Consider the following 22,735-nt stretch of genomic DNA (forward strand, 5'->3'; position numbering starts at 1 on the left):
GCTCTCCGGGCCGTGCCGCCGCCGTGGCGGCGGGGCCTCGGGAGCGGCCGGGCTAGGTGAACAGGCTCACCCCGCCGGGGCCGACCAGGAGGCCGACGATGATGACGACGATGCCGAGCAGCACGTTCCCTCGGAAGATCATCCAGATGCCGTAGACGACGAGGATGACCGCGAGGATCCAAAGTATCAATGCCATGCGGAGCGTATACCCCTGGCGCGGAAAAGTATGTCTACTGTCCTCACGGATGTCCTCGACTGCGGACCCCGCGCCGCAGGGATGCGGGTCCCATAAGTGCACGGTCCGTGACGAAGCGGTCGTTTCGGCACCTCGGGCGGGGCTTCCCGGCCGCCCGGGGACGCCCCTGCGGCACCCGCGCCGGAACGCGCAGCAGCGCGGTCGGCGCCCGCGACCGGGACCGGGATGTCGCACCCGCGTGTTCCACTTGGGGCGTGGAGGTAGCGCTGGTGCCCGGTCGGGGCGGTGAGGGGTGGACGATGCCGCTGCCCGGCGGCGCGGTCGCCTACCACGAGGACCTCGCGGCGGCCGTGGCCGCGCGCGAGGACGAGTCCCCGCGGTGGGTGGTGGCCGAGGCGGCGCGCGACTACCCGGTGCTGCTGGAGGCCGGGGCCCGGCTCGACCGCTGCCGGGACCTGCGGCTCGCCGAGCGCATCCTCTCGCGGGTCGAGGGCCGCGAGCCGCCCGCGCACGCCGTCGAGGCCGACCCGGACGCGGGCACGCTCTTCGAGCGCGAACCGGCGCCGGTCGACGGCCCCGCCGCCCTCACCCGGCTCCAGGCCGACTGGCTCGACCAGCGCCGCCGCACCGGCGCGGCCGCCCTGCCGGGGCTGGGGGCCCTGATCGCGGCCGAGTCGGCCGGGGCGCTGGTCGCGGCCGAGATGAGCCGCGTCGGCGTCCCGTTCGACCGCGGCGTCCACGACCGGCTGCTGCGCGACCTGCTGGGCCCGCGCCCGTCCAAGGGGATGCGGCCCCGGAAGCTCCAGGCGCTGGCCGACAAGGTGGTAGCGGCGTTCGGGCACCAGCTCAACCCCGACTCGACCAAGCAGGTCCTGGCGGCCTTCCACGCCGCGGGCCTGGAGGTGAAGACCACGCACGCCTGGGAGCTGGCCTCGGTCGACCACCCGGCCGTGGAGGCGCTGAAGACCTACCGGGAGCACGCGCGGGTGTGGACCGCGTTCGGCTGGAACTGGGCCGACGCGTGGGTGGGCGGCGCGGAGGACGGCTTCGGGCGGTTCCGGCCGGTGTACATCGTCGGCGGCGCCGACACGGGCCGGTGGGGCACCGACGGCGGCGGGGCGCTCCAGCTCCCCCACGCGGTGCGGGAGCCGATCCGGGCCGCCCCGGGGTGGAAGCTGGTGGCGGCCGACGCGGCCCAGCTGGAGCCGCGGCTGCTCGCGGCCATCAGCGGCGACGAGGCGATGATCGCGGCGACGGCCGCCGACGACCTGTACACGGAGCTGGCCCCGCGCCTGGGCGGCGAGCGGTCCAAGGCGAAGATCGCGCTGATCTCGGCGATGTACGGGGGCACCTCGGGGGACGCGGCCCAGCTGGTGCAGCTCATGCGCGACCGGTTCCCGGCCGCGTTCGACCGGGTCGAGGCGGCCGCGCGCACCGGCGAGAAGGGCGGCCTGGTGCGCACCTGGCTGGGGCGGACCGTGCCCGCGCCCTCGGAGCGGTGGTGGCGCTCGCTCAACTCCGACGAGGGCACGAAGGTCGCCGCGTCGCGGGGGCGGTTCACGCGGAACTTCATCGTCCAGGGCACCGCCGCGGAGTGGGCGCTGGTGCTGCTGGCGCGGCTGCGGCGCGAGCTCCACGAGGCCGGGCTCGGCGAGCTGGTGTTCTTCCTGCACGACGAGGTGATGGTGCACTGCCCTGCCGAGCGCGCCGAGGCGGCGGCGGCCGCGGTCGAGCGCGCCGCCGCGGACGCCACGGCCGTGCTGTTCGGGGACATGCCGGTGCGCATACCGCTGCGGCCCAAGGTGGTCGACAGCTACGCGGAGGCGAAGTGAGGGCCGGGCCCGGGGCCCGGCCCTCATGCCGTCAGGCGTCGGAGAGCGCGACGTCGGCGGCGTTCACGTAGCCGATCCGGTGGCCGATCTGGATCTGGTAGAACACCGTCTCGCCGTCGACGACGAAGTTCGGGCCCTCGTAGGTCTTCGCCCACAGCACCTGCGACCGGAGCTCCTGGGCGAACACGTAGGACTGCCCGGTGTCGATGGTGTACTGCACCACGTTCTCCCGGTAGACCGCGTCGGTGCCCTCGTAGGCCTCCTCCTCGGGGTAGGTGTCGCGGTAGACCGGCACGTCGTCGCGCAGCGGCGTGACGGTGCGGCCCTCGGCGGGGGCCAGCACCGGGTTGTCGGCCGGGTTGTGGATCCAGCCGGTCTGGCCGAGGTACCAGACGGCGGTCCAGTCGCCCTGGTGGCCGGCGACGACGTACTGCTGGCCGTACCCGGCGCGGCTGCCGGTGTCGTCGACGCGGGTGGTGGCCGGTCCCAGGTCCGGGTCGATGACGCGGTCGACCAGGAGCGGGGCGTCGAAGCTCGGCTCGGAGTACAGGAACACCGTGGAGGCGTTCCGCTCGGGGCACTCGGCCTCGGGCCGCTCGGTGTCGCAGCGGGTCATGACCGGGTGGTTGCGCTCGAAGTCGGGCGCGATCGTGACGACGCCGGAGTCGACGCCGCCCTCGGGGCGGTCGATGTCGGCGCCGAGCAGGTGGAAGTAGTGCTCCCAGTCCCAGTAGGGGCCCGGGTCCCAGTGGTCGGACTGGGGCACGTTGTCGTGGCCGAGGATGTGGGCGCGGTCGAGCGGCACGTCGTAGCGGTCGGCGAGGAAGCCGACGAGTTCGGCCGAGTTGCGGTACAGGATCTCGGTGAACCAGGAGCCGTCGGCGGCGTAGCCCTCGTGCTCGATGCCGAGGGAGCGCATGTTGACCGCCCAGTTCCCGGCCTGCCAGCCCACGTTCTCGTGGTCGAGGTGTTCGGCGATGTGCCCGTCGGCGGAGCGGACGGTGTAGTTCCAGGAGATCTGGGCCGGGTCCCGGACGACGTCGAGGGTGCCCTCGTAGGAGCCCTCGGTGTTGTGGATGACGATCGCGTTGACGTCGATCTCCTCCTCGCGGTTCGCGAGGTCGTGGTTGCCGTACTGGCCCGGCAGGTCGCCGGTCCTCTCGTACGGCGCGGGGATCCACTCGCAGCCGAGGTGGCGGGGGCACACGGTCCGGTGGCGGCCTTCGGGCGCGGGCAGGTCGAGCAGCGCGATCTGGGCCCGGTCGTGGTCGACCGGGGTGGCGGGCAGGGTGACGGGGCCGTCGTCGGTGTCCTCGGCGGCGCCGGTGGCGACGACCTCGAAGACCTCGTCGGCGAAGCGGGCCGCGGTGGCCTCGTCCTCGGCGCCGGAGTAGCGGGCGACGGCCGCGTACCAGTCGGCGGGGTCGTCGGAGTCGACGCCGAGGCCGGCCTGGTGGTCGGCGAGGAGGGCCGCGCCGCCGGCGATGTTGGCGGCCGGGTCGGTGCGCAGGGCGTCCTCGGTCTCGCCGGTGAGGTCGGCCGCGTCGTCGACGGTGGTCGGCCCGGAGGCGGTCTCGGGCGCCGGGTCCTCCTCGGGGAGGAGTTCCATGGGCCGGGTGTCGTCGCCGCGGGGGTCGCCGTCGTGGTGGGGGCCGGCGCCGGACGGGGCGGCGACCTCGTCGGTGAGGTGCATGGGGCCGAAGCCGCCCGCGGTGCTGGGTTCGCCGCCGTGGTCGGTCCAGCGGGACTGCAGGTAGGAGACGCCGAGGAGGATCGCCTCGGGCACGTCGTACGCGGCGGCGGCCGCCGCGTACTCGGCCTGGCGGGGCGAGGCCGCGGGCGTCTCGGCGCCCGCGTGCCCGGCGGTGGCGCCGAGGGCGGCCGCCGCGGCGAGCGCGGCGGCGCCGGCCGCGACGGCGCGGTACCGGCGCCGACGGTGCGGATGGTCCGTCATGGGTCTCTCAATCACTCGATCGGTATGGGTTGCAACGAGTATCGATGCCGCACCGAGGGTGCCTGGACGGTTCGCGGCATCGCGCCCGAAATCCCACAACGGACATATGTCACATCGGGCAACCGCGCCGGTGCCCGGCGGCGGTGGCCGGAAGGAGTAGTACCGGGGTACCACTCGCGTCCCGAAAGTTCGCTCTCGAAACGGATGAACGGCCGCCCGGCGGACCGTACCGTCGTGTGCATGATCGAGATCGAGCATCTGACGAAGCGCTACGGCAAGAAGACCGCCGTGGACGATCTGACGTTCAACGTCAAGCCCGGCGTCGTGACCGGGTTCCTCGGGCCGAACGGGGCCGGGAAGTCCACCACGATGCGCGCCGTCGTGGGCCTGGACGCCCCCACGAGCGGGCTCGCCCGCGTCAACGGGAAGCACTACTCGGAGTTCCGCTCGCCGCTGACCGAGGTCGGCGCGCTCCTGGAGGCCAAGTCGGTCCACGCCGGCCGCAGCGCGTACAACCACCTGCTGGCGCTGGCGCGCACCCACGGCATCCCCAAGCGTCGGGTCCAGGAGGTCATCGACCTGGTGGGCCTGCACGAGGTCGCCGGCAAGCGCGTCGGCGGGTTCAGCCTCGGCATGGGCCAGCGCCTGGGCATCGCGGTGGCGCTGCTGGGCGACCCGGCGGTGCTGATCCTGGACGAGCCGGTCAACGGCCTCGACCCGGACGGCGTCAAGTGGATCCGCGTGCTCCTCAAGGGCCTGGCCGCCGAGGGGCGGACGGTGTTCCTGTCCTCGCACCTCATGAGCGAGCTGGCGCAGACCGCCGAGCACCTGATCGTGATCGGGCAGGGCCGGCTGCTCGCCGACACCACGGTGGACGACTTCGTGTCCGGCAACGGGCAGGCGCGCGTGCGGGTGGTCTCGCCCGACGCGGCGCGGCTGGCCGAGCACCTGGCCGGACCGGGCGTCTCCATCGCGAGCCCCGAGAAGGGCGTCCTGGAGGTCTCGGGCACCGAGGCCGCCGTCGTGGGGCAGACCGCCGCCGCGCACGGCCTGGTCCTGCACGAGCTGCGGACCGACCGCGGCTCCCTCGAGGACGCGTTCATGCAGCTGACCGCCGACGCGGTCGAGTACCGCCAGACCACGGAAGGGGCGAGCCGATGACCGCCGCCGCGATGACCGAACGCCCGGCGCCCTACGTGCAGCCGACGCAGTACAAGCTGAGCGCGGCGGGCCTGCTGGGCTCGGAGTGGACGAAGCTGTGGTCGCTGCGCTCGACGTGGATCGTGCTGCTGTGCGCGGTGGTGTTCAGCGCCGGGCTGGGCGCGCTCATCTCCGGGACCGTGCCGACCGACCTGGAGATCGGCGGCGCCGAGACCGCGGTCGGCTTCGCGATGTCGGGCGTGGGCCTGAGCTCGGTGTTCGTCTCCGTGCTCGGCATCCTCGTGATCACCGGCGAGTACTCGACCGGTTCGATCCGGTCGACGATGTCGGCCGCCCCGAAGCGCCTGGGCGTGCTGTGGGCGAAGGCCGCCGTGTTCGGCGCGGTGGTGACGGTCCTGTTCACCGTCATGGTGTTCGCGACGTTCTTCCTGTCGCAGGCGCTGCTGGACGGCACGGACCTGGGCGGGATCTCGCTCGGCGACGAGGGGGTCACGCGGGCCCTGGTCGGGTACGTCGCGATGATCGTCTACCTGACGCTGCTGGCGATCGCCATCGGCGCGATCCTGCGGAACTCGGCCGGCTCGATCGGGTTCTACATCGGCGTCATCATGATCCTGCCGCAGCTGGCGACCCTGCTGCCGTGGGACTGGGTGTCCGACGTGACGCCGTACGCGCCGGGCAACGCGGCGAACACGATCACGTACGTCGACGCGTCCGGCCAGGCGCTGGGCGTCGGCGAGTCGTGGCTGTGGATGGGCGTCTGGCTCGTGGTCGCCTACGGCGTGGCCGGACTGCTGCTCAAGCGCCGCGACATGTGAGGATGTCCCCGTGGCGCAGACCGTGACCGTCTCTCGCAAGCGCGGGCTGTGGCAGCGGATGTCGGAGTTCGACTCCCGGCGTCCGCTGCTGTGGGACGCGTTCCCCCTCATCCTGTTCGCCTGCTTCACGTGCCTGGGCGTGCTCGCGGCGGCGATCGGCGACGTCCCGCTGAACCACCCGGTGGCGCAGTGGACGGCGACGGTGCTGTTCATGGTGCCGACGATCTGGCGGCGCCGCTACCCGTTCGCGGTGCTGCTGAGCCAGGGCGCGCCGATGGCGATCACGATCGGGCTGGGCGTGAACATCGAGGGCGCCGTGCTGGTGGGCATGGCGGGGTCCGTGGCGTTCACGGTGGTCCTGTACAACCTGGTGCTGCGGCGCCCGCTCAAACTGCTGTGGTGGGCCGCCGCCGCGTCGCTGGTGCCGACGCTGGCCGACTGGCTGGTGAACTACCGCCTGTCCCCGGGGAGCTTCCTGGAGTACTTCCTGCCGGCGGCGTTCTACTTCGGGTTCGTCGTGATGATCGCGATGGTGGTGCGCACCCGCCGCGAGTTCCTGGCCTCGGCGCGCGACCAGGCGGCGCAGACGGCCGTGACCGAGGAGCGGACCCGGATCGCCCGGGAGATGCACGACATCATCGGGCACAACCTGGCGGTCATCAACGCGCTCGCCGACGGCGGCGCGTACGCCGCCGCGACCGCGCCGGAGAAGGCCAAGGAGGCCCTGGAGGCGATCGGGCGGACCAGCCGCGAGGCGCTGGGCGAGCTGCGGCGGGTGCTGTCGGTGCTCAAGGCCGAGGACGGCGGCGAGGTCGTCGAGCTGGCACCGCAGCCGGGTCTGGCCGAGCTGGACGCGCTCATCGAGCGGGTCCGCGAGGCGGGGCTCCAGGTGACGGTGCGGACCTCCGGCGAGCACTGGGACCTGTCGGAGAACCAGCAGCTGGCGGTGTTCCGGACGGTCCAGGAGTCCCTGACGAACGTGTTCAAGCACGCGAGGGGCATCAAGCGCGCCGAGGTGTCGCTCGAGTACCGCGACGGGGGCCTGGCGGTCGCGGTGGCCAACACCGGGGACCGGGTCGACGACGCCGGGACGGCGCGGGGACTGGCGGGCCTGGCGGAGCGGGCGGCGGCGTTCGGCGGCACAATGGTGGCCGGGCCGGAGGTGCTCGGCGGCTGGCGCGTCGCGTTGTGGCTGCCGCGGAACGGAGGGGAGCGCACGTGACCACGTTGCTCATCGTCGACGACCATCCCTTGCAGCGCATGGGGTTTCGGATGCTGGTGGAGAGCCAGCCGGACCTGGTGGTGCTCGGGGAGGCCGACAACGGGGCGGACGCGGTGCGGCGGGCGACCGAGCTGGGCCCGGACGTGGTCCTCATGGACGTGCGCATGCCCGGGGTGGACGGGATCGAGGCGACGCGGCGGATCATCGCGGCGGGCGGGCGCAGCCGGGTGCTGGTGCTGACCACGTTCGACCTGGACGAGTACGCGTACGCGGCGCTGCGGGCCGGGGCGAGCGGGTTCCTGGTCAAGGACGCGCAGCCCGAGGACCTGCTGACGGGCATCCGGGTGGTGGCGGCCGGGGACGCGGTGGTGGCGCCGAAGCTGACGCGCCGGCTGCTGGACCGGTTCGCCGACCAGTTCCCGGTCGAGGGCGAACCGGACGCCTCCGCGACGGCCGAGCAGCTGGGGGTGCTGACCGAGCGGGAGCGGGAGGTGCTCACCGCGATCGGGCGGGGCTGGAACAACGCCGAGATCGCCGAGCGGTTCCACCTGGCCGAGTCGACGGTGAAGACGCACGTGGGCCGCATCCTCGCGAAGATCGGCGCCCGGGACCGGGTGCAGGCGGTCATCTTCGCGTACAACACGGGCCTGGTCGCCCCCGACGGCGGCTGACCGGCAGGAGCCCGCGGCCCCGGCGCGCCGGGCCTCGTCGCAGGCGGCGCGTTCGAGCGCCGTCGCGCCCTCCTTCAGTGCGCGGGCGCGGTGGGCACCCAGTAGCGCAGCTTGCGGCCGCGCCGGTCCTCGAGCACGCCGCCGTTGTGTTCGATCACCTTGCGGGAGGCGGTGTTGTCGGTGTCGCAGGTGACGAGGGCCTTCTCGATGCCGAGGGCGGCCGCGCGGGGCAGGGCGGCGGCGAGCATGGCGGTGGCGTGGCCGCGGCGGCGCGCGGAGGGGCGCACGTCGTAGCCGATGTGGCCGCCGACCTCGCGGAGGTGGTCGTTGAGGCGGTGGCGGATGTTGATGCGCCCCAGGTACGCGTCGCCCTCGGCCCACCAGTGGGTGGTGGAGGGGACGAAGCCGGGGGGCGGGTCGTCGGTGAGCGCCCGCTCGAAGGCGAGGACGCGGGCGAACCACGGGCCGGGGTGGGCGGGCGGACCGGCGGTGCGCATCAGCTCGCCGAGGAGGGTGCGGTCGTCGCGGCCGCCGCGGCCTTCGGCCAGGAATTCGCGGACGGCCTCGGTGAAGGAGGCGGCGAGGCGCTCGGTGGGGAGGACGAGTTCGGGCACGGCCTCGACGCTAGGCGACCTCCGGCTGCGGCGCAACCGGTATCGGGGCGGGGACCGCGCCCGCGGTGCGTTCGCCCCAAGGCCTGGGAAATGTAGCGCGGCGGACATCTGCCGTTGGTAGCGTTGCGGATCGATTCGAGGAGGAACACATGGGCGATTCGGTGCTGACCGCTGCGGTGCTGCTGTTCGACATGGACGGGACGCTGGTGGACTCGACGGCGTCGGTGGAGCGGGCGTGGGGTCGGTTCGCCGGCCGGCACGGCCTGGACGCGGCCGCGATCCTGGCGGTGGCGCACGGGCGGCCGACGATCGAGGTGGTGTCGGAGTTCGCGCCGCCGGGCGTGGACGCGGTGGCGGAGACGGACCGGATCGAGGCCGAGGAGATCGACCGCACGGACGGGATCAGCGAGATCCCGGGGGCGGCGGCGCTGCTGGGGTCGCTGGACCCGGCCCGGTGGGCGGTGGTGACCTCGGCGACGCGGGCGCTGACGCTGCGGCGGCTGGCGGCGGTGGGGGTGCCGCTGCCGAAGGTGCTGGTGGCGGCCGACGACGTGACGAGCGGGAAGCCGCACCCGCAGCCGTACCTGATGGCGGCGAAGGCGCTGGGGTACGAGGCGGCGGAGGCGGTCGTGTTCGAGGACGCCCCGGCGGGCCTGGTGTCGGCGAAGGCCGCGGGCGCCGCGCCGGTGGTGGTCGGCGGCTACGCGGGGCACGAGGCCGAGGGCCTGCCGCGCGTCGCGGACCTGCGGGCGGTGCGCGTCGACCAGGCCGGGCCGCTCCTGTCGGTCGCGGTCGGCTAGCCGCAGGCGCCGAGAAGACTCGACGGCGGCCGGACCGGGGACGCGCAGGCGTCCGGGGACCGGCCGCCTCGCTGCGCGCGGGAGCCGCACCGCGCCCGGATACCGACCGGAAGTCGACCGGAAGTTTCGGTCGTCCCAGTCCGGTCCGAGGCCTTGAACCCCCTCCCCTGCGTCCCCTGCTCCACCAACCGCCTCCTGTGCATCGCCCGTACGCAGGCATAATATTCTCATTCTGTCTAATCTGGACATATTAGATTATCGAGAAATTTCCGGTAATTCTTGACAAATTACCGCGCTTCGGCAATACTTTGGCTGTCGAAAGCATCGACGGCCGTCGATCGAAGCCGCTTCGCGCGGCCCGGTCCTGCGGTCGTCGACGGCACGGCGAACGGCAATGACTCACCACGCCGCGCGACACCGGCGGGCGACCCCGCCCGCCGGGCCCTCGGGTCGCGCCGCGCCGGCCGGCCACCCGCCGGCCCTCTCAAGGAGGAAGCATGTCCAACGACAAACCCGTCCCCTCGCTCGGGCGCAGGAGCCTCCTGCTCGGCGGCGCGAGCGTCCTGGCGATGGGCGGCTCCGCGCTGCTGGCGCCCGGCACCGCCAACGCCCAGCAGACCATCACCACGAACCAGGAGGGCACCCACAACGGGTACTACTACTCGTTCTGGACCGACTCCCAGGGCTCGGTGTCGATGACGCTCGGCTCGGGCGGGAACTACAGCTCCCAGTGGAACGGCACCAACAACTGGGTCGGCGGCAAGGGCTGGAGCAACGGCGGGCGCCGGACCGTGAACTACAACGGCTGGGTCAACCACGGCAGCAACGGCTACCTCGCCCTCTACGGCTGGACCTCCAACCCGCTGGTGGAGTACTACATCGTCGAATCCCACGGCCCGTACAACCCCAGCAGCGGCGCCGAGCAGCGCGGCACGCTCAACACCAGCAGCGGGACGTACACCCTCCTGCACTCCATGCGATACAACGCCCCCTCGGTGGAGGGCACGAAGACGTTCCCGCAGTACTGGAGCGTCAGGCAGAACCTCCGCAGCTCCGGCAGCATCAACACCGGGGAGCACTTCGACGCGTGGGCCCGGGCCGGCATGAACCTCGGCAGCTTCAGCTACTACATGATCATGGCGACCGAGGGCTACCAGTCCAGCGGCAGCTCCAACATCACCGTGAGCTGACGGCCGCCTCCGGCACCGTGGGCCCCGACCGCGCGGTCGGGGCCCACGCACGTCCGCACGGCGGCGACGGGGGCCGCGCTCAGACGGGTTGGGCCGCGTCCATGCTCGCGACCCGCGCCGCGCGCAGGCGCCCGGCGAGGTCCCGGGTGGGGCCGCCGCGCAGGAGCAGCACCAGCCACGGGTCGTCGTCCATCTTCGCGGCGCTCACCAGGGCGAGCGCCATGATGTGGGCGCACACCTCGCGGTTGTCGGCGCAACCGCAGGAGGTGGTGATGCGGTTGTGGTCCTCGGTCACGAACTTCTTGGGCAGCAGGCGCATCCCGGTGCCCGCGAGCACGTCGTCGATGCGCTTGGGCAGGCGCCCGGCCAGGAGCCCGGCCACGCACGAGGGCGAGAGCGACAGCGCGGTCATCCCCGCGGCCCACGCCGAGGCGTTGTAGACCGGGATGCGGATCTCGGCGTCGAAGACGCGGCCGTTGTCGCCGACGCTGCCCGACACCGAGCCCGGCTCGATCGCCAGGCCGGAGACGGCGCCGTGCCCGGCGAGGGCGCGGCCCTTGACGATGCGCTGGTCGGGGTAGTTGAGGCCGATGGTCTCCAGGGCCCGCCACCACTTGCGGCCCCACCAGGTCCGGCCGTACGGGTCGCTCACAGGTGGCCTCCGTCGTCGTCGAGTTCGATGAGCTTGCGCAGCTGGGAGTCGTCGAGCTCCCCGAGCCAGTCCTCGCCGGAGCCGACCACGGCCTCGGCGATCGCCCGCTTCCGGGCGAGCAGCTCGTCCACGCGCTCCTCGAGGGACCCGGCGGTGACGAGCTTGTGGACGTGGACGGTGCGGGTCTGGCCGATGCGGTGGGCCCGGTCGGTGGCCTGGTCCTCGACCGCCGGGTTCCACCAGCGGTCGTAGTGGACGACGTGGGAGGCGCCGGTGAGGTTGAGGCCGGTGCCGCCGGCGCGCAGGGAGACCAGGAGGATGTCCGGGCCCTCGCTGGTCTGGAAGTCCTCGACGAGCCTGTCGCGGGCGGGCTGGTCGAGCCCGCCGTGGAGGAACGGCGCGGGGACGCCCAGTTCGGCGTGGAGGTGGCGCGAGAGCAGCTCCCCCATCTGGCGGTACTGGGTGAAGATGAGGACCTTGTCGCCCTCGTCGACCACTTCGGCGAGCATCTCGGTGACGCGGTCGAGCTTCCCGGAGCGCTCGGCCAGCCCGCCGTCGCCTTCGCCGACGTACTGGGCGGGGTGGTTGCAGATCTGCTTGAGCCGGGTCAGGAGCTTCAGGACGCGGCCGCGGCGGGTGATGCCGTCGCCCAGGCCCTCGTCGAAGGCCTCGCGGATGGCCTCCTTGTAGAGCCCGGCCTGCTCGTCGGTCATGGTGCAGGCCACGACCGCCTCGATCTTGGGCGGCAGGTCGGCGGCGACGTCCTCCTTCATGCGGCGCAGCACGACCGGGTCGATGCGGGCCCGGAGGGTGGCGGCCGAGACCGGGTCGCGGCCGATCTCGATCGGGTCGGCGAAGCGGCGCTTGAAGTCGGCCTGGCCGCCCAGGAGGCCGGGGTTGACGAACTCGGAGATCGACCACAGCTCGGAGAGGTGGTTCTCCACCGGGGTGCCGGTGAGGGCGACGCGGACGCGGCCGGTGAGGTCGCGGACGGCCCCGGCGGTGCGCGAGCGGTGGTTCTTGATCGCCTGGGCCTCGTCGATGACGATGGTGTCGAAGGCGACCGCGCGCAGCAGCTTGACGTCGCGCAGCGCGATCGAGTAGGAGGTCACGACCACGTCGGCGTCGAGGAACGGCCCGGCGTGCCTGGTACGGGCGGGCCCGTGGTGGAGGTGCACGGCGAGCTGGGGCGCGAAGCGGGCGATCTCGCGCTGCCAGTTGCCGACCAGGGAGGTCGGGCAGACCACCAGGTGCGGCGCGGACCGCCGGGGCGCGGCCCCGTCCGGTCCGGGGTCCGGGCGGGCCCCCGCGCGGCGCACGAGGAGCCCGATGGACTGGAGGGTCTTGCCCAGGCCCATGTCGTCGGCGAGGATGACGCCCGCGCCGCCTTCGGCGGCCGCCTCCAGCCAGGCGATGCCGTGGGCCTGGTAGCGGCGCAGTTCGGCGTTGACGCGGATCTCGCCGGGGTCGGCGTGCTGGGCGGTGATGAGCCGCAGGTTGAGCCCCGAGTCGGAGCGCAGCAGCTCGGTGAAGGACTCGACGAACGCGCCGACGAGGGCCTTCGCGGTCCACACGTGGCCTTCGGAGTGGGGCGCCGAGTGGCCCTCGGGGGGGAGCTCGCCGGCGATGCGGTCGAGGTCGTCGAACTTGTCGTCGTCCACGGCGTTGGCGATCCGGGCCCAGACCGCGACCGACTCGGTGATGTCGGGCCGCGAGGCGATGCGGGTGAGCGCGGGCAGGACCGGGCGGACCGGGACGGCGACGCCCTCGACCTCGCGCAGCTCGCCGCCGAGGTAGAGCTCGGCGTCGACCGGGTCGCCGGGCGGCAGGCCGAGTTCGGCCGCCGCGGCCCCGGGGTGCGCGCCGCCGAAGAACAGGAGCCGGCCGTCAGCGGGTGAGGCGTGGTCGGGCAGGAAGGTGGCGTGCAGTTCGCTGGGTGGCAACGAGGCTCCTACGGGTCAACGGCAGACGTGCCATTTTGCCACAAGCGCGGCCCCGATCCCAAACGCGCGCGTTCCGGCGAGCGCTTGCGCGGGGGCGCCGTGAGCACCCGTTCGGGCGGTTCGACCCGAAACGGGGCGGGCCCGACCGGGCGCCGCACCGCGTTCCCACGCGGCGCCGCACTTCCGGTCGGTCCCGCCCCGTCAACCCCAGAGCAAGGTCCGAGTGGAGCGGTGACCGGCCCGGACGCCGCGGCGGCGCGCTGCCGGGTCCCTCCACATTGAGGTCGACTAGGCATCCTTCGGACAGAAGGATGTTCGAACGTGTAGAAGTTAGCGGTAATTGTGAACACTGTCAATACCCGAGTCCACGTCGCGGACGGGCGCTCAGCGGAGGGGGCAGCGCATGCCGAGGTCGAGCGCGGCGGTGTCGCGGAACTCCGCGCGGGCCTGTTCGAGGGCCTCGCCGCCGGGCTCGGCGGCGACGAGGGTCTGGACCTCCTGGGCGTAGGAGGCGGCCAGGGCCTTGAGGTTCGGGTCGGTGATCTCGGTGCCGAGGGCGTCGATCTGGTCGACCACGGCGTCGAGGTTCTGGCCGTCCGCCTGCCCGACCAGGTCGAGGGCCTCCCAGGCGCGCTCGCAGTCGGCGGCGTACTGCTCGGTGTCGCGGTCGAGGTCGGGGCCGCCGTCGGTCTCGTCGGGGCCGCCGGCGCACTCGGCGAGCATCCACAGCAGGATGAGGACGCCGATGGTCCAGGCGAAGAGCTTGAGCAGACGGGTGTCGATCATGTCCGCCCCCAGGGTGTCGGCCTGGACTCCGAGTCTACGCGCGGCAGGGCCGCGGTGGCGGTTCCGGCGGCGGGGTTTCGGAGGATGCGCAACGTGGTGCACGCGTTGTTGTGTATGCGTTTTCCAATCGGTAGGCTGGGGCGTCCCCACCCCGCCGCCGGCGACACGCGCCGCGGACACCAAGGAGCTGCATGGACGTCCTGTGCCTCGGCGAGTCGATGATCGTCCTCGCCCCCGCGGCCGCCGGCCCCCTCCGCACCGCCGTCGACCTCCAGGCCGGGGTCGCCGGAGCCGAGTCGAACGTCGCGGCCGCCCTCGCCGGGCTCGGCGCGGACGCCGCCTGGTGGGGCAGGGTCGGCGACGACCCGTTCGGGCGGCGCGTCCTCGACGTCCTGACCGCAGCGGGCGTCGACTGCTCGGGCGTGCGGACCGACCCCGAGCGGCCCACCGGCGTCTACTTCAAGGACCCCGGCCCCGAGGGCACCACCGTCCACTACTACCGGCGCGGCTCGGCCGCCTCGACCATGGGCCCCGGCCACCTCGCCGGGGTCGCGGCCCCGCGCGTGCTGCACCTGTCGGGCATCACCCCGGTCCTGTCGGCGAGCTGCGCGGCGCTCGTCGAGGAGCTGCTGGTCGAGCGCGCGCTCGCCCCGGCGCTGGTGAGCTTCGACGTCAACTACCGGCCCGCGCTGTGGCCGGTCGCCGAGGCCGGCCCGGCCCTGGCGCGCCTGGCCGACCGGGCCGACATCGCCTTCGTGGGCCTGGACGAGGCCCAGGTCCTGTGGGGCGCCGAGACCCCCGACGACGTGCGGGGGCTCCTGCCGAACGCGGGCGTGCTCGTCGTCAAGGACGGCGGCGAGGGCGTCACCGCGTTCGAGGGCGCCGAGCGCCGCTACTGCCCCGCCGAGCCCGTCGAGGTCGTCGAACCGGTCGGCGCCGGGGACGCGTTCGCGGCCGGGTTCCTGTACGGCCGCCTGCAGGGCGCCTCCCTCGAGGCGTCGATGCGCCTGGGCCACCGGCTCGCCGCCGGGGCCCTCCAGACCGTCGGGGACCTCGCGCCCCCGCCGCCGTCCGAGACCGTCCGAGCCATCCTGGAGGACCAGTGACCCTAGACCAAGGCGACTACTTCGACCGGCTCTTCGAGGGCCGGCGCGTCATGGCGATCTGGCGGGGGCTGCCCGCCGACGAGACCGTGGCCCTGTCGGAGCGGCTCTGGGACGCCGGGGTGGACCTGGTCGAGGTGCCGATCGGGCAGCCGGGCCAGGAGGCGGCGCTGGCCGCCGCCGTCGAGGCGGCCGGGCCGCGCGGGCACGCCGTGGGCGCGGGCACCGTGGTGTCGCTCGGGCACGTCGAGCGCGCGGCCGCGGCGGGCGCGGCGTACACGATCGCGCCGGGCCTGAACCCCGCGGTCCTGGAGGCCTCGCACGCCGCCGGGATGCCGCACCTGCCGGGCGTGGCGACGGCCAGCGAGGTGGGGCTGGCGCGGGAGCTGGGCTGCCGGTGGGTGAAGGTCTTCCCGGCCTCGGCGCTGGGCCCGGACTGGTTCAAGGCGATGCGCGGGCCGTTCCCGGACGTGCGGTTCGTGGCCACCGGCGGCGTCGACCCCGACTCGGTCGGGGTCTACCTGAACGCGGGGGCCTCGGTCATCGGCATGGGGTCGGCGCTGGCCGACCCGGCGAACATCGAGAAGCTGCTGGGCTGAGGTCGCGGGCCGGGACCGCTGGGGCGGTGCGCCGGCCCGTAGACCGACACGTTCGGGTGAATTCGGGCCTCCGGGCCCGGATCGGCCCCGATTCCTGTCGTACCCCCGCGGGAGGATCGAGCGGCGCGGCAGTGTCTTCCCCTCCAGTGGCGGGTGGGGGTTGTGGACGGCCGGTGCGGTCCGGGCTCAGAGCTTGCCGAGGAGCGAGACGAGCGGGTAGCCGTCGAGGCGGTCGCGGCCCGAGAGCGCGGCGATCTCGAGGAGGGCGGCGCAGGCGGCGACGGTGCCGCCGAGTCCTTCGACGAGGCGCACTCCGGCGGCCATCGACTCGCCGGTGGCGATGACGTCGTCGACCAGGAGCACCCGGTCGCCCTCGCCGACCGCGTCGGCGTGCATCTCGACGCGCACGTCGGCGTACTCGCCGCGGTAGGACTCGACCGCGGCCTCGCGCGGGAGCTTCCCGGCCTTGCGGATCGGGACGAGCGGCTTGCCGGTGCGGTCGGCCAGCGGCGCGGCCCACAGGAACCCGCGGGCGTCGAACGCGGCGATCGCGTCGTACGGGTGGGCCTCGCAGGCCTCCTGGAGGCGGTCGATCGAGGCCTTGAAGGCCTCGGGGGCGGCCAGCAGCGGGGTGATGTCGCGGAAGCCGACCCCCGGCTCGGGGAAGTCGGGGACGACGGGCACGTATTCGGTCAGGTCCACAGCGGCAAGCGTAGCGGCCGCCCCCGGGGCGGGGGCGGCCGTCGCGGCGGGTTGTGGCGCCCCCTGCCGACCGCGGCGGGAGCGCCCGGCGGTCAGCCCTTGAGGCCGGTCTGGGCCACGCCCTGGACGAGGAACCGCTGGAGGAACAGGAACACGAACACCAGCGGCAGGATCGCCACGCAGGCGGCCAGGAACAGCTGCGAGAGGCTCACCGTCTGCGCGGTCAGGAACGTCGACAGCGCGACCTGCACGGTCCACGAGTCCGGGGAGCGGCCGATCACCAGCGGCCACAGGAACGCGTTCCAGGCGCCCACGAAGGTGATGACGGCGATCGCGGCCAGGAAGTTCCCGGAGTTGGGGACCACGATGCGCCAGAAGGCGCCCCAGTAGCCGAGCCCGTCGACGCGCGCGGCCTCCTCCAGCTCCCGGGGGAAGCCCAGGAAGTACTGGCGGCACAGGAACGCCACGAAGCCGTTGAAGAGCGTCGGGATGATCAGGCCCCGGAAGTCGGAGATCCACCCGAGGCTGGAGACCATCACGAAGCTCGGCACGAACGTGACCGCGCCGGGGATCATGAGCGTCGCCAGGACCAGGTAGAAGACCTTGTTCGCGTGCCGGTAGGGGATGCGGGCGAGCCCGTACCCGGCGGTGGTGCACAGCAGCAGGGTGCCGACGGTGGTCGCGACCGCCACCACCGCGGAGTTCAGCAGGCTGCGCGCCATGGGCACCGCCGGGTCGTTGAACAGGTTGGGGATGTTCTCCCAGCTCGGCGAGGAGGGGAACCACATCCAGCCGGGGGCGGTGATCTCGGCGTCGGTCGCGAGGGCGTTGCGCAAGATGAGATAGAACGGGATGAGGAAGAGCACCGCCAGGACGGACAGGACGACGAGGTTCGCCGCCCGGGCGCTCTTGGTGCCGGCGCCGGGCCGGTACCCGGCGGGGCGCTTGACGCGGGTCGCGGTCGCCATGGCGCTCACCGACCTTCCTTGTTGCCGAAGCCGAGGAACCTGCCCTGGAGGAGGGTCACGATCGCGATGATCAGGGCCAGGATGAGGGCCCCGGCGGAGCCGCGGCCGAGGTCCTGCTGCGTGCCCAGGGCCGTGTAGTAGAGGTAGACCAGCGGCGGCCTGGCGTAGGCCTGGTTCCCGATGAGGTTGATGAACTCGTCGAAGGCCTGGTAGGCCGCGATGAGGATGAGCATGAGCACCGCCACGGAGGTGGCGCGCAGCTGGGGCAGCGTGATGTGCCAGAACGTCTGCCGCCCGGGCTTCGCGCCGTCCACGTAGGCGGCCTCGTAGAGGTGCTCGGGGATCTGCTGGAGCGCGGCGATGAACAGGATCATGTAGAAGCCGCACTGGATCCACAGGCGCAGGGACACGATGACCAGCCAGTACCAGGGCGGGTCGGGGTTGAACAGCCACGCGACGTCCTCGACGCCGAACAGGTCGAGGACCGAGTTCGCCAGCCCGTAGCGCACGCCGTTGAAGATCGACATCTTCCACACCAGCGAGGCGACCACGTAGGAGCAGGCGAAGGGCAGGAAGAACACCGAGCGGAAGAAGGCGCGCATGAAGCGGACCTTGTTCAGCATGAGCGCCAGGCCGAGCGAGCACGCGAAGGTGAGCGGGACGATGAGCGCGGCGAACACCGAGAAGGTGATCAGGCTGTCCTGGAAGGCCCGGTCGGTGAGCATGTCGGCGTAGTTGCCGAAGCCCACGAAGTCCTCGGGCAGCGGCGTGACGGTGTTGGTCGCGTCGAAGAACGAGAGGTACGCGCTCCAGAGGACCGGGACGAGGGTGAAGACCGCGAGTCCGGCCAGGAACGGGCCGACGAAGCCCCAGAAGGCGAGGGAGGTGCGCAGGCGGCCCGGGCGGCGGGACCGGGGACGTCGGTCCCCGGTGCCCGCGCTGCCGGGGTCCGCGGCGGGTGGTGCCGAGACTGCCACGGTGCCGCGCCTAGCCGAAGATGCCGTCGAGTTCGCCCTGGATGGTCGCCACGGCGTTGTCGAACTCGGCGGAGGGGTCGTTGCCCTCGAGCACGATGTTGGTCATCATGTCGTCGACGGCGGTCTCCATGGTGGGCGTCCAGTTGGGGTTCTCGGCCCAGCCGTACTCCTCGGAGATGCGCACGGCCTCGGCGGCGGGACCGGTCTGGAGCTGCTCGGCGCCGCCGCGCATGGACAGGCGCGGGGGGATGTGGAAGCCGTAGGAGAGGTTCCAGTCGAGGATGAACTCCTCGTGGTCGACCCACAGCCACTTGACGAACGCCTTGGCCTCGTCCACGTTGGCCGAGGCGGCGTTGACGAAGGTGTCCCAGCCGCCGTTGAACACGGTGGGGGTGCCGGTGCCGAAGGCGGGGAAGGGGATGACGGCGATGTCGTCGCCGTGGGCCTCGGCGATCTGCGGGAGGGCCCACAGGCCGCACCACTGGATCGCGCACAGCTCCTGGATGATCGAGGAGGGGTCCCAGGCCTCGGTGGGCGCGCCGACCAGGAGCGAGGAGGAGTCGTGGAGCTCCTTGACCTGGAGGGCGCCGGCGATGACGGTGTCCTTGTCGAAGCCGATCCGGTTGTCCTCGGTGAGGAGGGTCTGGCCGGCGGAGAAGACGATGGGCTGGAACAGCTTGGTGGCCGAGTCGTCGTTGCCGAGGAAGAGCCCCTTGACGTCGCCGGTGGTGAGGTCGGCGGCGGCGGCCATGAGCTCGTCGAAGGTGGTCGGCGGGGTGACGCCGGCGGCGTCCAGGAGGGAGGGCCGGTAGTACAGGAACTGCGGGTCGTCGATCATGCGGACGCCGTAGACCTTGCCGTCGATGGTGTTGCGGGCCAGATCGTCGGCGGTGTAGTCGTCGAGGACGTCGGTGAGGATGTCGTCGAGCGGGACGACCTGGCCGCTCTCGACCATGGCGCGGTTGAGGTGGCCCTCGAAGACGTCGGGGTAGTCGCCCTCCTTCTCGGCGAGGAGGCCGGAGGAGAGGGCGGTGTCGTAGTCGCCGGGGATCCAGTTGATGCTGACGTGGGCGTCCTCGTAGGCGGCGGCGTACTTCTCGGCGGCCTGCTGGGTGCCGGCCTCGCCGTACTGGTGGTACCACTGGGAGAGGTTGACGCCGTCGCCGGAGCCGCGGCCGGTGTTGGAGCCGCAGGCGGCGAGCGCGCCGGTGCCGGCGGCGAGGCCGCCGAGGGCGAGCATGCGGCGGCGGTTCATCGCCAGGGCGGCGAGCGGTGCGGGGCGGTGGTTGCGGAAGGCGACCATGGTGGGCTCCTCGCTGCGTTGAGAGGTAAGGGATGCCCGCGCGGGCCGGGTCGGCGCCGCAGCGGGGATTCGACATGTGTCGATTCGTTTTTCAGTCTTGCGATCGTCCTTCACTTTGTCAATGGGTTGAAGTAAGTCGATGGGTAACGATTTCCACTCGGCCCCGTCGGGAGGGTTTTTCCTTGTGCCGCAAGTATTTTGAAGGCGCGCAGGGACCATCGCGCCCCGGCGGCGCGAACGCGTGGGGCGGGAGTGTCCGGTGTGGCGCGGTATTCGGTTGGGGACCGGTTCAGCGGCGGTTGCGCGAGCCGACCGTGTTGAGGCGGTTGAGGTGGCCCTCCAGGGCCAGGGCGGCGGCGCCGAGGGCGACCATGTTCCGCTCGTGCTTGTTGCGCCGCAGCCGGGCGGCCTTGAGGGGGGCCTCCATGGCGTGGGCGGGAAGGCGGCGCTCGACCTCGGGGACGAGGGCGTCGCCGAGGGCGGCGGTGACCCAGCCGTCGAGGACCACCAGGTCGGGGTTGACGAGGTTGATGAGGTTCGCGACGCCCGCGGCGAGGTACTCGGCCACGGTCTCCACGGTGCGGACCGCCGAGGCCTCGCCGGCCTCCCAGGCCGCCGCCAGGGCGGCCATCGCCTCGGTCTGCGACCCCGCCGCGGCGCGGCCGTCGAGCTGCGCCCACTGCCACAGGACGGCCGGGGCGCCCACATAGGCCTCGATGCACCCCTTGGCGCCGCAGCGGCACTGCGGGCCGGTCGGGTTGATGGTGGTGTGGCCCCACTCCCCCGCCGAGTTGGTCGCGCCCCGGTACAGCTGGCCGCCGAAGGCCAGCCCGGCGCCGACGCCGGTGCCGAGGATGAGGACCGCGAGCCGGTCGACCCCGCGGCCCTCGCCGAACCACAGCTCCCCCACGGTGATCGTCTTGAGGGGGTTGTCCAGGTAGATGGGGACTCCCAGCTGGAGGCGCTCGCCCAGGAGCCGCCGGAAGGGCACGTCGTGCCAGTTCCAGTTGGGGGCGAAGCCCGAGACGCCCCAGGCCACGTCCACCTGCCCGGGCAGGCTCACGCCCAGGCCGAGGATCGCGCGGCCGCCCAGGCGCGAGCGCACCTGGTCCAGGGCCGAGGCGATGTGCCCGATGACCTGGTCGGGCCGGTTCTCGCTCGGCTCCATGCGCTCGTCCACCCGGTCGACCACGGTCAGCGCCAGGTCGTAGACTTCCAGGTGCACGTAGGTCTCGGCCACGTCGACGCCGATCATGACGCCGCCGCCGACGTTGGGCGCCAGCAGGGCCCGGGGCCGCCCGCCCCCCGAGTCCTCGCGGCCCACCTCCACCACCACGCCGAGCTCGATCAGGTCGGTCACCAGGTTCGAGACGGTGGCGACGCTCAGGTCGGTCTCGCGGGCGAGGATCTGCCGCGAGGTGGGCGCGTCCGCGATGAGGTGCCGGAGCACCGCGAAGCAGTTGCGGAGGCGGATGTCGCGCGAGGTGGACTTCATGGCTGCATGCTACGACGCCTGTGCCCCTTTGTAAATGGGTTAGATGAAGGGTGTCCCGTTTTGCGGCGCTCTGACCTCGGGGCATGCGTTCTCTCCTCGCGTTCGCATGTACGCGCGTCGATGCGTCGGCCGGTTCGCGCGGTCGAGGGCGGCGCACGGGCGCCGCGTGCTTGAATGCGGGCATGGCGATCACGATCCTCCAAGGCGACATCACCCGGCAGCGCGTGGACGCGATCGTCAACGCCGCGAACTCCTCGCTCCTGGGCGGCGGCGGCGTCGACGGGGCGATCCACCGCGCGGGCGGCGGGGCGATCCTCACCGAATGCCGGGAGCTGCGCCGGAGCCGGTACGGCCGGGGCCTGCCGACCGGGCGAGCCGTGGCGACCACGGCGGGGCGCCTGGACGCGCACTGGGTGATCCACACCGTCGGCCCCGTCTACTCCCCCACCGAGGACCGCAGCGAACTGCTGTCCTCCTGCTACCGCGAGTCCCTCCGCGTCGCCGACGCGCTCGGGGCCGCGTCCGTCGCGTTCCCGGCCGTCTCCGCCGGGGCCTACGGCTGGCCCGCCGACTCGGCCGCGCGGATCGCCGTCGAGGCGGTGCGGGCCGCCGAGACCGATGTGGAGGACGTCCGGTTCGTGCTGTTCAACGACGAGGTCCTGGAGGCCTTCGAGCGCGCCGCGCGCTGATGTCGGAGCCGTCGGCTACGGTCGGGGGCTCCGGTACCGAACGAAGGGGTTCACTCTTGAAGACGCTGACCGAGGACGCGTTCGCCGCCGCCGAGCGGTATCTGGCCCTCCACGCCCGCCTCATCGACCGCGCCCGCTTCGCGAACGCCTTCCGGGGCGGCCAGGCCGGGCCGGTGCTGCACGCGGTGCGGGCCTACCAGAACCCGGACGGCGGCTTCGGCACCGCGATCGAACCGGACCTGCGCGGCGCCTCCAGCCAGCCGCAGGGCGTCGAGGTCGCGCTGTGGGCGCTGGACGCCGTGGGCGCCTTCGAGGAGGCGATCGTGCTCGGCGCCTGCGCCTGGCTGGAGGCGAACTCCACTGAGGAGGGCGGGGTGCCGTGGGTGCTGCCGAGCGTCCTCGACGACGAGCGCGGGCCCTGGTGGCAGCCGCAGGGCGAGGAGCCCCCGGCGGCGCTGAACCCGACCGCGCCCATCGCGGGGCTCCTGCACCACCACGGCGTCAAGCACCCGTGGCTCGAGGCGGCGACCGAGTTCTGCTGGCGCGGGATCGGCGATCTGCGGGAAGTGGGCGCCTACGACGCGATGTGCGTCCTGGCGTTCCTCGAGCGTGTGCCCGACCGGGAGCGGGCCGAGGCCGAGTTCGAGCGGCTGCGCGACTCCCTCAGGGCCGCTGCGGCGATCGACCCGGAGGCCGAAGGGCACGTCCACACGCCGCTGGACCTGGCGCCGCGACCGGCCTCGATGGCCCGCGGCCTGTTCAGCGACGAGGAGATCGACCTGCACCTGGACGCCCTGATCGAGGCGCAGCAAGAGGACGGCGGCTGGGCCCCGAACTTCACGATGTGGACGCCCGCGGTCGTCCACGAGTGGGGAGGGTTCCTCACCAGAGCGACCCTGGAGACCTTGAGGGCCTACGGGCGCCTCGCATAGGCGGCGTCTCCGCGGGGAGCGCAATTTTTGGGCGCAAGAATTGCGGACGGCGATGAACGCAAGGGTGTTCGCCGCTCGTGGTGGTTCTCGTTTCCACTGCCGACATGGGACGCTGAGTGTTCCACCAA

At 72.8% G+C, this 22,735-nt stretch carries 22 protein-coding genes; 11 read left to right on the forward strand and 11 right to left on the reverse strand.

Translation table 11 applies throughout. The features are described 5' to 3' along the window. Positions 1–52: 52 nt before the first annotated feature. Positions 53–196 carry a GPGG-motif small membrane protein gene (locus LO763_RS04380; protein WP_230600726.1) on the reverse strand — a complete coding sequence of 48 codons (144 nt, stop codon included), beginning with the start codon at positions 194–196 and terminating at the stop codon, positions 53–55. A 254-nt stretch (positions 197–450) separates the two neighbouring features. Between LO763_RS04380 and LO763_RS04385 the strand changes: the two genes are divergently transcribed. Beyond that, positions 451–2,028 (forward strand): bifunctional 3'-5' exonuclease/DNA polymerase, encoded by a 1,578-nt coding sequence (locus LO763_RS04385; RefSeq protein ID WP_230600727.1) that lies wholly within the window; start codon positions 451–453, stop codon positions 2,026–2,028. 31 nt (positions 2,029–2,059) lie between these two features. On the opposite strand, the gene LO763_RS04390 is transcribed toward LO763_RS04385, so the two are convergent. After that, the gene (locus LO763_RS04390) at positions 2,060–3,982 is read right to left on the reverse strand and encodes an N-acetylmuramoyl-L-alanine amidase (RefSeq protein ID WP_230600728.1); all 1,923 of its coding nucleotides are present in this window, start codon (positions 3,980–3,982) and stop codon (positions 2,060–2,062) included. 240 nt (positions 3,983–4,222) lie between these two features. Here LO763_RS04390 and LO763_RS04395 point away from each other — a divergent pair, with 240 nt between their 5' ends. The 4 genes from LO763_RS04395 to LO763_RS04410 are packed head-to-tail and all read left to right on the forward strand — an operon-like array spanning position 4,223 to position 7,854. Continuing rightward, entirely contained in the window at positions 4,223–5,143 is a 921-nt protein-coding gene (locus LO763_RS04395) for an ABC transporter ATP-binding protein (protein ID WP_230600729.1), read from the forward strand. Continuing rightward, entirely contained in the window at positions 5,140–5,961 is an 822-nt protein-coding gene (locus LO763_RS04400; protein WP_230600730.1) for an ABC transporter permease, read from the forward strand. The genes LO763_RS04395 and LO763_RS04400 overlap by 4 nt, the downstream gene beginning before the upstream one ends. 10 nt (positions 5,962–5,971) lie before the next feature. After that, positions 5,972–7,183, forward strand: coding sequence for a sensor histidine kinase (locus LO763_RS29570; RefSeq protein ID WP_230600731.1), 1,212 nt, complete (start codon positions 5,972–5,974; stop codon positions 7,181–7,183). Continuing rightward, positions 7,180–7,854: a response regulator gene (locus LO763_RS04410; RefSeq protein ID WP_230600732.1), complete on the forward strand. Its 675-nt coding sequence runs from the start codon at positions 7,180–7,182 to the stop codon at positions 7,852–7,854. The genes LO763_RS29570 and LO763_RS04410 overlap by 4 nt, the downstream gene beginning before the upstream one ends. Positions 7,855–7,928: 74 nt before the next feature. On the opposite strand, the gene LO763_RS04415 is transcribed toward LO763_RS04410, so the two are convergent. After that, entirely contained in the window at positions 7,929–8,468 is a 540-nt protein-coding gene (locus LO763_RS04415) for a GNAT family N-acetyltransferase (protein WP_230600733.1), read from the reverse strand. A gap of 149 nt (positions 8,469–8,617) precedes the next feature. On the opposite strand from LO763_RS04415, the gene LO763_RS04420 reads away from it, so the two are divergent. After that, positions 8,618–9,268 carry an HAD-IA family hydrolase gene (locus LO763_RS04420; RefSeq protein ID WP_230600734.1) on the forward strand — a complete coding sequence of 217 codons (651 nt, stop codon included), beginning with the start codon at positions 8,618–8,620 and terminating at the stop codon, positions 9,266–9,268. 497 nt (positions 9,269–9,765) lie between these two features. After that, positions 9,766–10,458 (forward strand): glycoside hydrolase family 11 protein, encoded by a 693-nt coding sequence (locus LO763_RS04425; protein ID WP_230600735.1) that lies wholly within the window; start codon positions 9,766–9,768, stop codon positions 10,456–10,458. 79 nt (positions 10,459–10,537) lie between these two features. On the opposite strand, the gene LO763_RS04430 is transcribed toward LO763_RS04425, so the two are convergent. The 3 genes from LO763_RS04430 to LO763_RS04440 all read right to left on the reverse strand — a co-directional run bounded on the left by LO763_RS04430 (position 10,538) and on the right by LO763_RS04440 (position 13,839). Next, positions 10,538–11,110, reverse strand: coding sequence for an SWIM zinc finger family protein (locus tag LO763_RS04430; RefSeq protein ID WP_230600736.1), 573 nt, complete (start codon positions 11,108–11,110; stop codon positions 10,538–10,540). After that, the gene (locus LO763_RS04435) at positions 11,107–13,053 is read right to left on the reverse strand and encodes a DEAD/DEAH box helicase (RefSeq protein WP_230600737.1); all 1,947 of its coding nucleotides are present in this window, start codon (positions 13,051–13,053) and stop codon (positions 11,107–11,109) included. Before LO763_RS04435 ends, LO763_RS04430 begins: the two co-directional genes overlap by 4 nt. A 384-nt stretch (positions 13,054–13,437) precedes the next feature. Continuing rightward, positions 13,438–13,839 carry a hypothetical protein gene (locus tag LO763_RS04440; protein WP_230600738.1) on the reverse strand — a complete coding sequence of 134 codons (402 nt, stop codon included), beginning with the start codon at positions 13,837–13,839 and terminating at the stop codon, positions 13,438–13,440. A gap of 191 nt (positions 13,840–14,030) precedes the next feature. Here LO763_RS04440 and LO763_RS04445 point away from each other — a divergent pair, with 191 nt between their 5' ends. Beyond that, positions 14,031–14,945, forward strand: coding sequence for a sugar kinase (locus LO763_RS04445; protein ID WP_230600739.1), 915 nt, complete (start codon positions 14,031–14,033; stop codon positions 14,943–14,945). Beyond that, on the forward strand, positions 14,942–15,541 hold the full coding sequence (locus LO763_RS04450; protein WP_230600740.1) for a bifunctional 4-hydroxy-2-oxoglutarate aldolase/2-dehydro-3-deoxy-phosphogluconate aldolase: 600 nt from the start codon (positions 14,942–14,944) through the stop codon (positions 15,539–15,541). The genes LO763_RS04445 and LO763_RS04450 overlap by 4 nt, the downstream gene beginning before the upstream one ends. A gap of 186 nt (positions 15,542–15,727) precedes the next feature. Here the strand turns inward: LO763_RS04450 and LO763_RS04455 are convergent, their stop codons facing one another. The 5 genes from LO763_RS04455 to LO763_RS04475 all read right to left on the reverse strand — a co-directional run bounded on the left by LO763_RS04455 (position 15,728) and on the right by LO763_RS04475 (position 20,986). After that, positions 15,728–16,243, reverse strand: a complete 516-nt coding sequence (locus tag LO763_RS04455) for an adenine phosphoribosyltransferase (RefSeq protein ID WP_230600741.1) — start codon at positions 16,241–16,243, stop codon at positions 15,728–15,730. A 92-nt stretch (positions 16,244–16,335) separates the two neighbouring features. After that, a complete protein-coding gene (locus LO763_RS04460; RefSeq protein WP_230600912.1) occupies positions 16,336–17,211 on the reverse strand; it encodes a carbohydrate ABC transporter permease in 876 nt (291 codons plus the stop codon). Positions 17,212–17,216: 5 nt separating this feature from the next. Next, positions 17,217–18,188: a carbohydrate ABC transporter permease gene (locus LO763_RS28710; protein WP_230600742.1), complete on the reverse strand. Its 972-nt coding sequence runs from the start codon at positions 18,186–18,188 to the stop codon at positions 17,217–17,219. 10 nt (positions 18,189–18,198) lie between these two features. Further along, positions 18,199–19,491 (reverse strand): ABC transporter substrate-binding protein, encoded by a 1,293-nt coding sequence (locus LO763_RS04470; protein WP_230600743.1) that lies wholly within the window; start codon positions 19,489–19,491, stop codon positions 18,199–18,201. Between the two features lie 289 nt (positions 19,492–19,780). Beyond that, the gene (locus LO763_RS04475) at positions 19,781–20,986 is read right to left on the reverse strand and encodes an ROK family transcriptional regulator (RefSeq protein WP_230600744.1); all 1,206 of its coding nucleotides are present in this window, start codon (positions 20,984–20,986) and stop codon (positions 19,781–19,783) included. Positions 20,987–21,168: 182 nt separating this feature from the next. Between LO763_RS04475 and LO763_RS04480 the strand changes: the two genes are divergently transcribed. Together LO763_RS04480 and LO763_RS04485 are read left to right on the forward strand one after the other, a co-directional pair. Then, positions 21,169–21,675, forward strand: coding sequence for an O-acetyl-ADP-ribose deacetylase (locus LO763_RS04480; protein WP_230600745.1), 507 nt, complete (start codon positions 21,169–21,171; stop codon positions 21,673–21,675). A 56-nt stretch (positions 21,676–21,731) separates the two neighbouring features. Further along, positions 21,732–22,607, forward strand: coding sequence for a hypothetical protein (locus LO763_RS04485; protein WP_230600746.1), 876 nt, complete (start codon positions 21,732–21,734; stop codon positions 22,605–22,607). The last annotated feature ends 128 nt before the right edge of the window (positions 22,608–22,735 follow it).

Origin of the sequence: Glycomyces amatae, assembly GCF_020991375.1 — a bacterium.
GTDB classification, from domain to species: Bacteria; Actinomycetota; Actinomycetes; order Mycobacteriales; family Micromonosporaceae; genus Glycomyces; species Glycomyces amatae.

Excerpts from the sequence above, each read along its gene's own strand:
- LO763_RS04380 (WP_230600726.1), bottom strand. The coding sequence starts at position 196 with ATGGCATTGATACTTTGGATCCTCGCGGTCATCCTCGTCGTCTACGGC.
- LO763_RS04390 (WP_230600728.1), bottom strand. The coding sequence starts at position 3,982 with ATGACGGACCATCCGCACCGTCGGCGCCGGTACCGCGCCGTCGCGGCC.
- LO763_RS04395 (WP_230600729.1), top strand. The coding sequence starts at position 4,223 with ATGATCGAGATCGAGCATCTGACGAAGCGCTACGGCAAGAAGACCGCC.
- LO763_RS04400 (WP_230600730.1), top strand. The coding sequence starts at position 5,140 with ATGACCGCCGCCGCGATGACCGAACGCCCGGCGCCCTACGTGCAGCCG.
- LO763_RS04420 (WP_230600734.1), top strand. The coding sequence starts at position 8,618 with ATGGGCGATTCGGTGCTGACCGCTGCGGTGCTGCTGTTCGACATGGAC.
- LO763_RS04425 (WP_230600735.1), top strand. The coding sequence starts at position 9,766 with ATGTCCAACGACAAACCCGTCCCCTCGCTCGGGCGCAGGAGCCTCCTG.
- LO763_RS04440 (WP_230600738.1), bottom strand. The coding sequence starts at position 13,839 with ATGATCGACACCCGTCTGCTCAAGCTCTTCGCCTGGACCATCGGCGTC.
- LO763_RS04445 (WP_230600739.1), top strand. The coding sequence starts at position 14,031 with ATGGACGTCCTGTGCCTCGGCGAGTCGATGATCGTCCTCGCCCCCGCG.
- LO763_RS04460 (WP_230600912.1), bottom strand. The coding sequence starts at position 17,211 with ATGGCGACCGCGACCCGCGTCAAGCGCCCCGCCGGGTACCGGCCCGGC.
- LO763_RS04470 (WP_230600743.1), bottom strand. The coding sequence starts at position 19,491 with ATGGTCGCCTTCCGCAACCACCGCCCCGCACCGCTCGCCGCCCTGGCG.
- LO763_RS04475 (WP_230600744.1), bottom strand. The coding sequence starts at position 20,986 with ATGAAGTCCACCTCGCGCGACATCCGCCTCCGCAACTGCTTCGCGGTG.
- LO763_RS04480 (WP_230600745.1), top strand. The coding sequence starts at position 21,169 with ATGGCGATCACGATCCTCCAAGGCGACATCACCCGGCAGCGCGTGGAC.